14 protein-coding genes and 1 tRNA gene are annotated in these 14,105 nt (G+C 67.6%); 6 read left to right on the top strand and 9 right to left on the bottom strand.

The window, feature by feature from the left end; translation table 11 throughout:
• Positions 1-11 precede the first annotated feature (11 nt).
• Positions 12-2,123 (bottom strand): TonB-dependent siderophore receptor, encoded by a 2,112-nt coding sequence (locus J8847_RS15695; RefSeq protein ID WP_211525653.1) that lies wholly within the window; start codon positions 2,121-2,123, stop codon positions 12-14.
• A 180-nt stretch (positions 2,124-2,303) separates the two neighbouring features.
• Here J8847_RS15695 and J8847_RS15690 point away from each other — a divergent pair, with 180 nt between their 5' ends.
• Both J8847_RS15690 and J8847_RS15685 read left to right on the top strand, forming a co-directional pair.
• Positions 2,304-3,197, top strand: a complete 894-nt coding sequence (locus J8847_RS15690; RefSeq protein ID WP_211525652.1) for an SPFH domain-containing protein — start codon at positions 2,304-2,306, stop codon at positions 3,195-3,197.
• Positions 3,198-3,208: 11 nt separating this feature from the next.
• Complete coding sequence (locus J8847_RS15685; RefSeq protein WP_211525651.1) at positions 3,209-3,403, top strand: hypothetical protein; 195 nt, start codon at positions 3,209-3,211, stop codon at positions 3,401-3,403.
• Between the two features lie 21 nt (positions 3,404-3,424).
• Here the strand turns inward: J8847_RS15685 and purT are convergent, their stop codons facing one another.
• Positions 3,425-4,642 (bottom strand): formate-dependent phosphoribosylglycinamide formyltransferase, encoded by a 1,218-nt coding sequence (gene purT / locus J8847_RS15680; protein WP_211525650.1) that lies wholly within the window; start codon positions 4,640-4,642, stop codon positions 3,425-3,427.
• Between the two features lie 144 nt (positions 4,643-4,786).
• Here purT and J8847_RS15675 point away from each other — a divergent pair.
• Positions 4,787-4,862, top strand: a tRNA-Asn gene (locus J8847_RS15675).
• 171 nt (positions 4,863-5,033) lie between these two features.
• On the opposite strand, the gene J8847_RS15670 is transcribed toward J8847_RS15675, so the two are convergent.
• Positions 5,034-5,477, bottom strand: a complete 444-nt coding sequence (locus tag J8847_RS15670) for a rhodanese-like domain-containing protein (RefSeq protein WP_211525649.1) — start codon at positions 5,475-5,477, stop codon at positions 5,034-5,036.
• 87 nt (positions 5,478-5,564) lie between these two features.
• Between J8847_RS15670 and J8847_RS15665 the strand changes: the two genes are divergently transcribed.
• Positions 5,565-7,004 (top strand): PLP-dependent aminotransferase family protein, encoded by a 1,440-nt coding sequence (locus J8847_RS15665; protein WP_211525648.1) that lies wholly within the window; start codon positions 5,565-5,567, stop codon positions 7,002-7,004.
• 17 nt (positions 7,005-7,021) lie between these two features.
• Here J8847_RS15665 and J8847_RS15660 read toward each other — a convergent pair whose 3' ends face one another.
• Positions 7,022-7,915, bottom strand: coding sequence for a LysR substrate-binding domain-containing protein (locus J8847_RS15660; protein ID WP_211525647.1), 894 nt, complete (start codon positions 7,913-7,915; stop codon positions 7,022-7,024).
• 131 nt (positions 7,916-8,046) lie between these two features.
• Here J8847_RS15660 and J8847_RS15655 point away from each other — a divergent pair, with 131 nt between their 5' ends.
• Positions 8,047-8,442, top strand: coding sequence for a RidA family protein (locus tag J8847_RS15655; RefSeq protein WP_211525646.1), 396 nt, complete (start codon positions 8,047-8,049; stop codon positions 8,440-8,442).
• Position 8,443: 1 nt separating this feature from the next.
• Entirely contained in the window at positions 8,444-9,541 is a 1,098-nt protein-coding gene (locus tag J8847_RS15650; protein ID WP_211525645.1) for an NADH:flavin oxidoreductase, read from the top strand.
• On the opposite strand, the gene J8847_RS15645 is transcribed toward J8847_RS15650, so the two are convergent.
• From J8847_RS15645 to J8847_RS15625, 5 genes are all read right to left on the bottom strand, one after another.
• The gene (locus J8847_RS15645; protein WP_211525644.1) at positions 9,538-10,362 is read right to left on the bottom strand and encodes an arylamine N-acetyltransferase; all 825 of its coding nucleotides are present in this window, start codon (positions 10,360-10,362) and stop codon (positions 9,538-9,540) included. The two genes, J8847_RS15650 and J8847_RS15645, sit on opposite strands and share 4 nt — an antisense overlap.
• An 83-nt stretch (positions 10,363-10,445) precedes the next feature.
• On the bottom strand, positions 10,446-11,633 hold the full coding sequence (locus J8847_RS15640) for a hypothetical protein (protein ID WP_211525643.1): 1,188 nt from the start codon (positions 11,631-11,633) through the stop codon (positions 10,446-10,448).
• 61 nt (positions 11,634-11,694) lie between these two features.
• Positions 11,695-12,105 (bottom strand): VOC family protein, encoded by a 411-nt coding sequence (locus J8847_RS15635; protein ID WP_211525642.1) that lies wholly within the window; start codon positions 12,103-12,105, stop codon positions 11,695-11,697.
• Between the two features lie 39 nt (positions 12,106-12,144).
• Complete coding sequence (locus J8847_RS15630) at positions 12,145-12,588, bottom strand: helix-turn-helix transcriptional regulator (RefSeq protein ID WP_211525641.1); 444 nt, start codon at positions 12,586-12,588, stop codon at positions 12,145-12,147.
• Positions 12,589-12,597: 9 nt separating this feature from the next.
• On the bottom strand, positions 12,598-14,097 hold the full coding sequence (locus J8847_RS15625) for an amidase (RefSeq protein WP_211525640.1): 1,500 nt from the start codon (positions 14,095-14,097) through the stop codon (positions 12,598-12,600).
• Between the last annotated feature and the right edge of the window lie 8 nt (positions 14,098-14,105).

Genomic DNA, 14,105 nt, shown 5'->3' with positions numbered 1-14,105 from the left:
TGTTCTCCCGCTCAGAACGCGGCGTGCAGGGTCAGCTCGACGCTGCGCTCCGCACCCATCCAGCAGTTCTGGGCGCTGTGGCAGGCGCCGACGTAGCGCTTGTCGCCCAGGTTGCTGGCGGTGAGGCCCAGGCGCCAGGTCTTGTTGAGACGAAGCATGGCCGCCGCATCGAACACGGTGTGGCTTGGCACGGTGCCGGTATTGGCCGCATCCACCTGGCTCTCGCCCACGTAGCGCACGCCGGCGCTCAGGTCGAGCGCGTCCAGCGGCTGGTAGTTCAGCCACAGCGAGGCCTGCTTGTCGGCCACCCACACCGGCGTCTTGCCGACCAGGGAAGGATCGGAGGCGTTCTCCGTGACTTTCATATCGAGCCCGGTCAGGCCCAGCGTGAAGTCCAGGTGGTCGCTCAGGGCCTGGTTCCACGACACCTCGACGCCGGTGGATCGCACTTCGCCGTTTTGCGTGTACTGCATGAAGTCGGGCGTGTTCACGACCACGTTCTGCTTGCGGATCTCGAACCCGGCCGCGGTGAGCTGGGTGCGACCATCCTGCGAGCGGTATTTCACGCCGCCTTCGATCTGCTTGGCCGTGGTCGGCTTGAAGGCCGCGCCGCTCAAGGAGTCGACGCCCGAGGTTGGCTCGAAGGAGGTCGAGTAGTTGATATAGGGCGCCAGGCCATTCCCGAGCTTGAAGATCGCGGCGATGCGGCCGCTGGTACGCTCCTGGGTGATCGAAGTCGTGCCGCTCGATGGGAAGCCGTCGTAGGTCGACTGCCTGGCGTCCTCGCTGCGGTAGCGATCGCGGCGCAGGCCGCCCAGCAGGGTCAGTGGACCCAGCTTCGCCTCGTCCTGCAGGTAGAAGCCGAGCTGCGACTGGCGGATGCCGTGTGTTTCGGTGTAGAAGCCGAGGGGCAGGGCGGCCACGTCGAACAACTGGTGGTCCGGGCTGCCCAGGTCGATGGACGGCGTGCCGGTGCCTAATGTGTCGCCATAACGCACGCTGGTGCGCAGTTTTTGGTAATCAGCGCCGGCCAGCACGCGGTGGCTCCAGGGCCCGGTATGGAAGCGGAAGGCGAGCTGGTTGTCGACCACGTAGCCGTGCATCGCCTCGTCGGTGAAATAGGCCGAGCGCAGCAGGGTGCGGTTGTCGGCCAGCAGGCCGTTGTTGTAGGAATTGCGCTGGAAGCCGTCCGCCTTGGTGTAGCGGAAGTTCTGCAGGAAGCTCACCGTGTCGTTGAAGGCGTGCTCGAACTTCCAGCCGGAGAGTAGCGTCTCCCGTTCCATGCCTGACCAGCCGGCGTCGCCGGCGAAAGCGTCGGCATCCAGGCGGCCGTAGGGCGCGTCGCGCAGCGTGCCGGTCGCGGGCAGCGGCGTCGAGGGGATCAAGGCCGGATCGTCCTGGTAATACAGGTTGAGGTTCAGTCGGGTCGAGGGGCTGATGCGCCAGGTGAGGGAAGGGGCGAACAGTCGGCGTTCCTCTTTGGTCGTCGCCTGCTGGCCGTCACGCTCGCGCGCCAGTGCAATCACGCGGTAGTCGACGTCTTGCGACAGCGGACCGGTGCTGTCCAAGGCGAGTTCGCGCAAGGCATTGGTCCCGATGCGTGCGCGTACTTGCGCTTCTTGTTTCGAGCGCGGCTGCTTGGCGGTCTGGTTCACCATGCCGCCCGGCGGGGCCGAGCCGTACAGCACCGACACCGGTCCCTTCAGCACTTCCACGCTTTCGGTGGCGAAGGCGTCCACCTGCGGCACCAGGTTCCACAAGCCGTCGTACTGCAGGGGCAGGCCGTCGTAGTAGTTGCGGTAGCTCTCGAAGCCACGGATCGTGTACTGATCGAAGATCGTCACGGTCGAGCGGCTTTCCGGCGTCACGCCCGGCACGTAGCGCAGCGCTTCGTTGACGCTGTCGGCCTGGCGTGCGCTGAGCAGCTCGTTGTCGTAGATCTCGTAGCTCATCGGCGCTTCGAGAGGCTTGAGGTCCGACTTGGTGCCGGTGGTGCGGTAGCCGGCGGCGGTGACGACCACTTGGGCGGTATCGCCTGGGATGGCCTGCGCGTGAGCGGGGAGGAGGGTGGACAGGACGAGCAGGCTGACGAAGCTGCGCTTCGGGATGACGGGCGTAGGCATGAGCTTTTTGTTTTTAATACGAATGATAATGAGAATAATTATCATTTACAGATGATTTGATGTCAACCACCGATGTATCTGACCAAGCTCATGGAAGAATTACCAAAATTGCTTGACAATAATTTTGGGTGATCCTAAAGTGATATCACTTTGATGTTACTCGCCAGAGAGGAAGACAGCATGAACTCAATACAAACCCGCCGTGAAATGGCTTTTTTGTCCGCAAATGGCTACTTGGCAGCTGTCGTCGGGATCGTGTTGGCGCTGGGCGCCGTGTACGCCTTCACGACAGGGGTGGAGGCGACCGGACCTGTCTTCTTCCTGGGCAGCTTGTTGATGGGGCTGGGCGCCGCACTGTGCTTTACCGGCCTGTTCATGCTCCAGCCTAACGAAAGCGCAATCCTGACCCTGTTCGGCAAATACATCGGCACCGACCGCAGCGAAGGCCTGCGCTGGGCCTTCCCCCTGTACGTCAAACGCCGGCTATCCCTGCGTGCCCGCAATTTCAACGCGCCCACGCTCAAGGTCAATGACAAGCGCGGCAACCCGGTCGAGATCAGCGCGGCCATTGTCTGGCGGGTCCGCGACACCGCCCAGGCGGTGTTCGAAGTCGATGATTTCGAGCGCTACGTCTCGATCCAGGCGGAAGCTGCGCTTCGTCACCTGGCCGCGCAATATGCTTACGATGAAGGCGAAGACCTGTCCGCAGGGGAGACCACGCTGCGCGCTGGCATGGATGCGGTCGTCGATGCGCTCAAGTGCGAGTTGCAGGAGCGATTCGAAGCGGCGGGTGTGCAGGTGCTGGACGCAAAGCTCACCCATTTGGCGTATGCTCCCGAGATCGCCCAGGTCATGCTCCGGCGCCAGCAGGCCGAAGCGATCATCAGCGCCCGCGCCAAGATCGTGCACGGCGCCGTGAGCATGGTGGAAACGGCGCTGAAGGGCCTGTCCGAGCGCGGTATCGTCGAGCTCGACGACGAGCGCAAGGCGGCCATGGTCAGCAACCTGCTCGTGGTGCTCTGTTCGGACAAGGAAACCCAGCCGATCGTCAACACGGGCACTCTCTATAACTAGTCCCGACGAGCATGGCCAGTCCTGGTAAAAAAGCGTTCCCGCTACGGATCGACCCCGCGTTGTGGGACGAGCTGCAGCGTCTTGCCGCGCGTGACCTGCGCAGCGTGAACGCCGAAATCGAATTCCTGTTGCGGGAGGCCCTGGCGCGGCGCGGCGTGAAGAACATCGGCGCCAAAGGCAGGGACGAGGGCGCCGCGGACGAGTAGCTGCCTTCGGCGCGGTCCTTGTCAGCGTTTGCCCGGCACCGGCTTCACCTTGGAGGCGGCTTCCAGAGCGCGTGCGCGTGCGGTGTCGATGTCGCCCGCGGTGGCCAGCGCCACGCCCATGCGGCGGCGTGCGAAAGATTCCGGTTTGCCGAACAGGCGGATGTCCACACCCGGCACGCGCAGCGCATCGGCCACCCCTTCGAACGCAATGCCGGCTTGCTCGAGCTGGCCGTAGATGACGGCGGATGCGCCCGGTGTGCGCAGCGAGGTGTCCACCGGCAGGCCGAGCACGGCTTTCGCGTGCAGCTCGAACTCGCTCTGCAGCTGGCTGGCCATCGTGACCATGCCGGTATCGTGCGGGCGCGGGCTCACTTCCGAGAACCACACCATGTCGCCTTTGACGAAGAGCTCGACGCCGAACACGCCCAGGCCGCCCAGGTTGGCGGTGACCTTGGCCGCGATGTCACGCGCGCGTTCCAGCGCCAGCGGCTGCATCGGGTGCGGCTGCCATGACTCCACGTAGTCGCCGTGCACCTGCTTGTGGCCGATCGGCTCGCAGAAACCGGTTTGCACCTGTCCATCGGCCGCGAGCGAACGCACGGTAAGCAGGGTGATCTCGTAGTCGAAATCGATGAAGCCTTCCGCGATCACGCGGCCCGCGTCGACCCGTCCGCCGCTGGCGGCGTAGTCCCAGGCGGCCTTGACGTCCCTAGGGGCGTCGAGCTTGGACTGGCCCTTGCCCGAGGAAGACATCACGGGCTTGACCACGCAGGGGAAGCCGACGGCGGCGCAGGCCTGTTCCAGTTCTTGCAGGCTGCTGGCGAAGCGGTAGGGCGAGGTCGGCAGGCCGAGGTCTTCGGCGGCGAGGCGGCGGATGCCTTCGCGGTTCATGGTGAGCTGGGCGGCGCGCGCGGTGGGGATGCAGGTGATCGCGCCGGCGGCTTCCAGCTCGGCCAGCTTGTCGGTGGCGATGGCTTCGATTTCCGGCACCACCAGGTCGGGGCCTTCCTGGGCGATCAGGGCGGCGAGGGCGTCGCCGTCGGTCATGTCGATGACGTGGGTGCGGTGCGCCACCTGGTGGCCGGGCGCGTTCGGATAGCGGTCGACGGCGATGACTTCCACGCCGAGGCGCTGCAGCGCGATGATCACCTCCTTGCCGAGTTCGCCGGAGCCGAGCAGCATTACTTTGGTGGCGGAAGGGGAGAGCGGGGTGCCGAGGGTGCGGGGAGTCGTGGTCATGGGTGTCTTGGTTTGGAGGCGGGCTGGCACGCGGGGCCAGAACGGGTGCGACTATAACAAAGGGGCACCGGGTGTGCAGGCGGGGCACTATTTATGCCCAGCACTGGTCAAACGCGAATCGACCCGTTATAATGCGGCCTCTTTTCCCTGATAGCTCAGTCGGTAGAGCGACGGACTGTTAATCCGCAGGTCCCTGGTTCGAGTCCAGGTCGGGGAGCCAGAATTCGAAGGGCCGCATGTGAATGCGGCCCTTTTTGTTTTTGTGGCCCGCTGCCTTGAACCGTCGTCCCCGCGAAGGCGGGGATCCAAGTTCATTGCGCAGCCACGAACAATGCTATTGGTCCGCAGGCTAACTTGGGTCCCGGCCTTCGCCGGGACGACGTCACCGTCTTCAGCAGCCGCACTGGGCGGCTTCCTCCGTGCGCCCCGGCTCCATGCCGGTCGCCAGCGGATGCCCATCCCGCTTCCAGAAGTCCAGCCCTCCCAGCAGCTCCTTCACCCTGAAACCCAGCCTCGCCAGCTTCCACGCGCCCTTGGTCGAGCCGTTGCAGCCGATACCGTCGCAGTAGACGACATAGGTCTTGCTACGGTCGAGCGAGGCGGTCGTCTGCTCGTCCATGGTCCGGTGCGGGAAACTCACAGCGCCCGGAATGTGCCCGGCCGCATACAGCGCCGGACTGCGGGTATCGATCACCACGATGGCTTCGACGCCATTGACCAGGTCTTCCGCCAGGTCGGCGGCATCGGTGTGATAGGCCAGCTTGGCCTGCATGAAGGCGGCGCTCTGTTCGGGTTCGGGGGCGGGGAACTGCAGCACCAGCGATTGCGTGGACATCGATTGACTCCTGTGTTGACGATGTCCTCATTCTAGGCGAAGCATGGCATCATCATGGATGCCAATTTTCATTCATCGATAAGACCAATGCCGGATTCCCCGATCGTTCCCGCCCTCTGGATCAGCCTGTTCGAACGCGAGGACCAGCCGGGCCTGCCGCTGCGCGAACGGGTCTGCGCGGCCCTGCGCGGCGCGATCCGCCGCGGCGAGCTGGCGCAGGGCGCCCGCCTGCCGTCCACGCGCATGCTGGCGGCCGACCTGGCGATCTCGCGCGTGACGGCGGAGGCGGCCTACGCCCAGCTCGAAGCCGAAGGTTACGTAACGCGCCGCGTCGGCCACGGCACCGTCGTGTCCATCGCCTCCCCCGGCTGGCAGCCGGCGCCGCCGATGACGGGCATCGACACCAGCGCTACCCTGTCGCGCCGCGGCGCGGCCATCGTGGCCACCGGCGGCTGCCAGGATCCGCTCGTGCCGCGCGCCTTCTGCGCCGGCAGCCCGGATTTACGCGCCTTTCCGGTCGAGACCTGGCGCCAGATCACCGCGCGCCAGCTGCGCCGCCACGGCGCGGCATTGATGGGCTACGGCGACCCGCAAGGCTATGCGCCGCTGCGCGATGCCATCGCCGGCTACCTGGCGCAGTCACGCGGCGTACGCTGCGACCGCGACCAGGTGGTGGTGCTCACCAGTTCGCAACAGGCGCTGCAGCTGCTGGCCATGCTGCTGCTCGATCCGGGCGACACCGTGCACATCGAGGAGCCGGGCTATGTCGGCGCGCGCAACGCCTTCGGCAGCGCGGGCGCGCAGCTGGAGCCGATACCCGTGGACGCCGAGGGCATGAGCCTGCCGTCGCAAGCCGCGCGGCTGACCTACCTGACGCCCTCCCACCAGTACCCGACCGGCGCCACGCTCAGCCTCGCGCGCCGCCTGGCGCTGCTGGAGCAGGCGCAAAGGGACGGCGGCTGGATCATCGAGGACGACTACGACAGCGAATTCCGCTACGATGCCCGTCCGCTGCCGGCCATGCAGGGCCTGGACCGGCACGGCCGCGTGATCTATCTCGGGACCTTTTCCAAGGTGCTGTTCCCTTCGCTGCGCCTGGCCTACGCCGTGCTGCCGCCGGCGCTGGTGGAAGCGGTGGTCAAGGCCCGCACCGTCATGGACGGCCACAGCGCCCAGCTGGCGCAAGCGGTGACGGCCGAGTTCATCGCCCATGGCCACTTTGCGCGCCACCTGCGCCAGATGCGGCTGCTGTACGGTAGCCGGCGCGCGCTGCTGCTGGAGCGGCTGGAAGCGGCGCGGCTGGACTGGCTGCGGCCGCAACCAGGCGCCGGCGGCCTGCAGCTGGCTGCCCACCTGCCGCCGGGCCGGGAAGCCGCGCTGACGCGCCAGGCCGGCGCGCGCGGCATCGCCACGCCCTCGCTCTCGGCACTGTTCATGGGCGCCGACAAGCAGGACGGCTGGCTGCTCGGCTTCGCCGCGCTGCAGAACGAAGACATCATCGACGCGGTCGCGCGCCTGGCCAGCTGACAAAAGGGAGCAGGCCCTCAGCCTTGCTTCGGCGCCTGCGCCTCGGAACGCAGCCAGTCGAGCGCGGCTTCCATGTGCGGCGCCGGCGCGTGCCCCGCGCTGCGCACCAGGTGATAGGTGTGCCCGGGAATGCTCGGACCGAAAGGCTGGACCAGGCGGCCCGCCGCCAGTTCGTCAGCCAGCAAATCCAGGCTCAACAGCGCAATGCCTTGTCCCGCAATGGCCGCCTGGATGGCATGCCCCTCGTCCGAAAACCGCAGCTGGCCGCGCGGCGCCAGCCATGGCAGGCCCGCGGCGGCAAACCAGTTCTTCCACGTCGGGTTCAGCGGATGGTGGCGGCTCCATTTGAAATCGATCAGCGGGAAAGCCGCCAGGTCCGCTGGTCCGGTCACGCCGAGCGCGGGGCTGGCCACCGGCGCGAAACGGTCGGCGAACAGTGGTTCCGACACCATGCCAGGGTAGGGGCCGCGGCCGTAGCGGATCGCGAGATCGGCCTGCTCCGCGACCAGGTCGACGGCCTGGTCCGAGGCATGCAGTTCCAGGTCGATGTCCGGATGCAGCCGGCGAAACGCGGCGACGCGCGGCGCCAGCCAGCGCGCCATGAAGGCATTGGTCGCGGAGATCGTGACCTGGCGCCGCACCTGGTTCGCGGCCAGGGCCTGGAACACCGTTTCGAAGGCGTTGAAGCCGTCGCGCAGGACCGGATAGAGCTCTGCACCCGCATCGGTCAGGACTACCTTGCGCACCTGCCGCTCGAACAGGCGCAAGCCGGTGTAGTCCTCCAGGAAGCGGATCTGGTGGCTGACCGCGGTGGGCGTCACGGCCAGTTCGCTGGCCGCGAGCTTGAAGCTGCCATGCCGGGCGGCGGCCTCGAAAGCGCGCAGTGCGGAGAGGGGAGGGAGTCGCCGCATGGGTCTACAGGTGAAATAAACTCATCTTATGCCTGACAACTATGCGTTTGTCAACGCGGGAGCGGACGCCTATCTTCCTCCTGCCGGCCGGTGAAGGCCGGTTTTCAGCATTCACGGACAAGGAGGCCATCGTGCTCGAACGCATCACCACTCAACCAGACAATTACGCGCCTTTCCTGCTGTCGCAGGGCATCCGCTTCGGCAAGCTGCTGTTCATCTCCGGCCAGGCGGGAGCGGGCGACGACGGCCGGATCGTCGAAGGCGGTTTCCGCGCCCAGGGCGAGCAGGCGTTCGCCAACCTGCGCCGCGCGCTCGAAGCAGGCGGGTCGAGCCTGAAGGACGTCATCAAGGTCACGATCTTCGTCACCGACATGGGCAACTTCGAGGAGGTCGTGGCCTTGCGGCGCAAGTTCTTTTCGGCGCCGTACCCGGCCGACACCATTGCCGAGATCAAGGCCTTGTATGATCCAAAAGCCATGATCGAGATCGAAGCAATTGCCGCGGTCCGCGACGATGCGGAGCGCTAAGATGGGCGCGCCGCACCAGCATCTGTTCGACCCGCTCGCGATCGGCCCCATGCTGCTGCCCAACCGGGTGGTGGTCGCCCCTATGACCCGCGTCAGCGCAACGGAGCAGGGCCGCGCCACGGAAGAGATGCAGCGCTACTACCGGTCCTTCGCCGAGGGCGGCTTCGGCCTGGTGATCACGGAAGGGATCTATACCGACAAGGCGTATTCGCAAGGCTACCTGCGCCAGCCCGGGCTGGCGGACAGCGCCCAGTGCGATGCATGGCGGCCCATCGTCCGGGACGTGCACGCAAGCGGCGCGCGCATGGTGGCGCAGCTGATGCACGCCGGCGCGCTGTCGCAGGGGAATCCCTATCGCAGCGGTACGCGCGGCCCCTCCGCCGTGCGGCCCAAGGGAGAGCAAATGAGCTTCTACCGCGGCGCCGGGCCTTACGCCCTTCCGCAAGCGATGAGCGGCGATGAGATCGTCGAGGCGATTCGCGGCTTTGCCGATGCGGCGGCCAGGGCGCGCGAAGCGGGTTTCGACGGCGTCGAGATCCACGCGGCAAACGGTTACCTGCTCGACCAGTTCTTGAGCGAGGCGATCAACCTGCGCGAAGACCGCTACGGCGGCATGCTTGAGCGCCGCCTGCTGCTGATCGTCGAGGTCGTGGAAGCGGTGCGCCATGTGGTCGGTCCCGGTTTCGCCGTCGGCATACGCATCTCGCAAGCCAAGGTCAACGATTTCGCCTATACCTGGAGCGGGGCGGAGAGCGATGCGGCGCTGGTCTTCGGGACGCTGCGCAAGCTGCCGCTCGACTACCTGCACACGACCGAGTTCGAGGCGTGGAAGCCCGCATTCGGCACGGGGCCGAGCCTCGCGGCGCTGGCGAAGCGCTACGCCGGCCTGCCCCTGATCGCGAACGGCTCGCTGCACGATCCCGAACGGGCCGCAGCCCTGGTCGGCAGCGGCGAGGCCGACGCCGTCTCGCTGGGGCGCGGCGCGCTGACCCACGCCGACTGGCCGCGGCGCGTGCGCAAGGGCGAACCGATCGACGACTTCGACCGCGCCATCCTGTCGCCGCTCGCCGATCTTGCCAACGCCGCGGCCCGGCGCTAGCCCGGTTGTCCGGCGTGCTGTTCGACGATCCGCCCGATCCGTTCATGCAGGCCGGGAACGCGGTCGGCGGCGATGCACAGTTCTCCTTGCAGCAGCACCATGATCTCGCCCACGCTGCCGAGCTGGCGCACGACCGGCTCGGCATCGATGCCGTAGACGCTGTAGCGGGTGTTGTGCAGCACCTGCCTGCCGCGCGCCGTGGTGCGCACCGCGATCAGGTCGCGCGTGAAATGCGAGTTGGGGTGGGTGGATACGTACCAGTTGCCCATCTCGAAGTCCGGCATATAAGCGGGCGTCATCTCGAAGATGTAGAGCGGCGCCCATTCTCCGGCCTGCTCGGTCTCGAGCCTGTACCCGGCCGGGTCTTCCATCAGGCGGTAGCGCCCGTGCGGCGTGCTCTGCGCCAGGTCGGGGACAAGGCGCAAAGGCGCGGTCGGCGTGGCCTTGCCGAAACCGGTGTCCGCGATCCAGGTCTCGCCTTCCGCCTCGACCAGCACCACGAGGTGGGTGCGCGGCGTGACCACATCCGGCGGGACATTCGCGCGCACGCGCGCCAGCAGCGGGCGGGTGGCGAAGCCCAGGCTGTCGAGCGCGTGGCGGAACATCAGGTTGTGCTCGAAGCAGTAGCCGCCGCGCTGCTGCGTGAACTTGTCCACCAGCGAGGGAATGTCCAGCCTGACCGGCTGGCCCGAGAGCGGCGTCAGGTTCTCGAAGGGCAGGGTGTGGGTGTGGCAGCGCTGCAGCTCCCTGAGGGCGGCGATGCTGGGCTTGCCTTCGTGGCGGTAGCCGATCAGGTCGAAATAGCGGGACAGTTCACTCACGGGCATCTCCTTGCAGGTGTTGTTCGACATGAGCGGCAGTGTAGAACCTCAAGCCAGGTTGAGGTCAACCGATAAATATGATTTTATTGCTGTACTTCGAAACGGAACCGGCCAGGGGGCAGCATGAACGCCGGCGCAGATACGCCTGGCGTCAGCAGCAGCGCATCGACAGGCACGGCGTCCATGCCGTGCTCGCGGTCGTAGGCGAGCACCAGGCGTTCGCCGGACTGGGGCAGCAGAGCCTTCGGCACGCTGGTCGCCGTGCGCCCGGCCAGCGAGGACAGCCATGCGGGCCGGCCGTCGCGCAGCCCGTAGTCCGGGTGCAGGATATGCATGTCGACGAAGCCGCCCAGGCCGCGCAAGGAGGCGCTCGCCCCGCTGGCCTGGCGCAGCGCCATCGGCGCGGCGGGCTTGTGCCGGTCGAGCAGCGCGCGATAGAGCGGATCTTCCGCCGCTTGCGCGCTGCGCGCGTAGAACGCGAGCTGGTCGATGTGCAGGGTCGCATCGAGGCCGATCAGCTCCCGCAGGTGGGCGCCCATGGGCTTGATGTCGCCGACCTGGCGCTTGCCAAGGTGGTGGTGGCCGACGTGGATCAGCACTTTCGCATCCGGGTCCTGGGCGAAGATGCGCTCGTGGATGTTCCTGGCCTGGCTGCGTTCCCTGAATGCGATGCGCTCGCGCGGGCTCAATGCCGTATCTTCTTCTTCGATGTCGTAGCCGACCAGGGTGAAACCCTCGGCCTGCAAGGTGCGCACCATGCCCGCGAATACCGGGTCGCGGGTGTAGTAGCCGTCGCGCCAGGTCAGGTAGCGGCCGTTCGGCAGGACCGGCGCGTTGAAGGCCTCCGCCGCGAAATACCGGTAGCCGATCTTGCGCAGTTCGACGGCCAGCTTCTGGGTGAAGGCGCGGTGCATGGCGACCGTGTGGTCTTCGTTGATCAGGACCGCGCGCTTGTCCCTGGCCGCGGCGACGATCATGCGGATCGCATCGTCCGCCTGCACGCTGTCCAGGGCGCGGCGATCCGCCTCCGACAGGGCGGGCGTGCCGCCTGGCCGCATGCGTCCGCGATCCATGGTGGCCAGGGCGCCGGCGGCGTCGCCGGTAAAGATCTGTGCGTTGGCAAGCCCGGTCAGCGCGCCCGTGTCCGCAGGGCGCGCAGTGGCGGCGGCGCGCGCTTCACGCAAGCTGTCGAACTGCGCGAGCTGGGGCGCCGCGGCGGCAGCGGCGGCCATGAAGAAGACGGTGATCGGAAGCAGTGCGCGCAGCCTCATTCGGGACACTCCTGGAAAGCTCGTGTCCCAGTGTAGCTGCTCGGTTCTGCGCCAACAAGCTTCAGCGCAGCTCCTGGATGCGCAGCATGTTCCCGGCCGGATCGCGCACCGCACAGTCGCGCACGCCGTACGGTTGCTCGGTCGGCTCCTGGACGATGTCGGCCTCGCGCGCCTGCAGGCGCTGGAAGACGCCGTCCAGGTCGCGGGTGGCGAACAGCAGCATGGCGTAGGTGCCCTTGGCCATCATCTCGGCGATGGTGCGACGCTCGTCGTCGGTCACGCCCGGCGCGACGCCCGCGGGCGACAGCACGATCGAGGTGCCGGGCTGGTTGACGGGACCGACCGTGATCCAGCGCATGGCGCCATAGGCCACGTCCTTGCGGACTTCGAAGCCGAGCACATCGCGGTAGAAAGCCAGGGATTCTTCCGCGTCCTGGTGCGGCAGGAAGGTCGAGTGGATGCTGAGGTCCATGTGTTTGCCTTTCTCTTTCAGGTGATGGGAAACGCCAGCTTAGCGGGACTCATCCGGCGGCGCTTCTTGATTCCTGATCGGACGCGTGATTTGTTTCGCCACGCAGGGCGGAATGCCATCCGTGGCCTGCGCCGACTCGGTCCGGTAGACGCTCGGCGGCACGCCGACCAGTTCCGTGAAGCGGGTGCTGAAGGTGCCCAGCGAGGAGCAGCCGACCTCGAAGCAGACCTCGGTGACACTCATGTCGCCGCGCCGCAGCAGGGCCATGGCGCGCTCGATGCGCCGGGTCATCAGGTAGGAATAGGGCGACTCGCCGTAGGCCAGCCGGAATTGGCGGCTCAGGTGGCCGGCGGACATGTGGACGCCGCGCGCGAGCTCCTCGACGTTCAGCGGCTGCATGTAGTCGCGGTCGATCCGGTCGCGCACGCGGCGCAGGCGCGCCAGGTCGCGCAAGCGCTGCGAGAAGGCTTCGTCCTGGGTCATCGCCTGACCTTATGCCGCGCGCGTCATGGCCGGCAGCCGGCCGAACCAGGGCTGGGCCTGTTCCAGCTGGGCCGCCAGCTGCAGCAGGCTGTCCTCGCGTCCGAACGGCGCGACGAACTGTACGCCCATCGGCAGGCCGTCCGCGGTCCAGTGCAGCGGCACCGACATCGACGGCGTGCCGGTGAGGTTGGACAGCTGGGTGAAGGGCACGTAGCGCAGGTTGTCGCGCGCGATCCGGTCGACCGTGGCGTCCAGCAGGCCCAGGCGCGCCAGCAGTCCCAGCAGGCCGCTGCGCTGCAGGAAGCCCAGCACTGCCTGCTGGGACGCGGGCACGTCGCCTTCGCCATGCCGGATGGGTGGATGGGCCAGGGTCGGGGTGAGCAGCATGTCGTAGCGCTGGTGGAAGCGCCCGAGCGCCCGCGCGTAGGTATTCCATTGCGCCATCTGCTCGGTCAGCGCCGGCGCCTTGACCGCGCCTCCCAGCGTGAGCAGCAGGCGCGTCATCAGTTCGACCTCGCTGCCCGCCGCGCCTAGGGCCTTGTTGCGCGCCACGATGGCCGGCACCTGGCCGAAATAGATGTGCAGGTAGCTCGTGGCCAGCGCAGCGCCGTCGATCTCGGGCGCGGCTTCCTCGACCTCGTGGCCCAGGCTGGCCAGCAGCGCCGCCGCGTGCCGGACCGCGGCCGCCGCTTCCGGATGGACCTCGGAGCCGATCGGCGAGGCGGCGGAGAAGCCGATGCGCAGGCGGCCCGGCGGGCGCCGCATCAGCTCCGCATAGGGCGCGGCCGGGGGCGCGATGACGAAGGGATCGCCCGGCTCGGCGCCCTGCAGCAGGTCGAGGGCGCGCGCCGTGTCGCGCACGCTGCGCGAGAGCACGCCTTCGCTGGAGGCGCCGAACCAGATCTCGCCCGCATGCGGCCCCGCCGACACGCGTCCGCGCGAGGGGCGCAGGCCGAACAGGCCGCAGCAGGCGGCGGGAATCCGGATCGAGCCGCCGCCGTCGTTCCCGGCCGCCATCGGCACGATGCCGGCCGCCACCGCCGCGGCCGCGCCGCCGCTCGAACCGCCCGGCGTGTGCTCGAGGTTCCAGGGATTGCTGGTGCGTCCGAACAGGGCCGGATCGGTGACGCCCTTGAGCGCGAACTCGGGCAGGTTGGTCTTGCCGAACACGACCAGGCCGGCCTCGAGATAGCGCCGCACGACGGCGGCGTGCTCGCGCGGCACATGGCCGCGCATCGAGCGGCTGCCGTTGGTGGTCGGCAGACCCGCATAGTCCTGCAGGCCGTCCTTGATCAGGAAGGGCACACCGGCGAAGGCGCCGGCCAGCGGGCGCGCGAGCTGGGCGCGCGCCTCGTCCTCCATCAGGCGGCAGACCGCGTTGACCTGGCCGTGGACCTGCGCATGGCGCGCCAGCGCCGTGTCGAGCAGCGCCCGGGGCGTGACCTCGCCGGAGGCGACGAGGGCGGCGAGCGAAGTCGCGTCATGGGTCAGGTAGTCGGCGAATTGCATGGGCAAGG

Origin of the sequence: Massilia sp. AB1 (assembly GCF_018119385.1) — a bacterium.
Lineage (GTDB): Bacteria > Pseudomonadota > Gammaproteobacteria > Burkholderiales > Burkholderiaceae_D > Telluria.
Note: the sequence above shows the minus strand (reverse complement) of the source record. Positions and strands in the feature narration are given on the sequence as shown.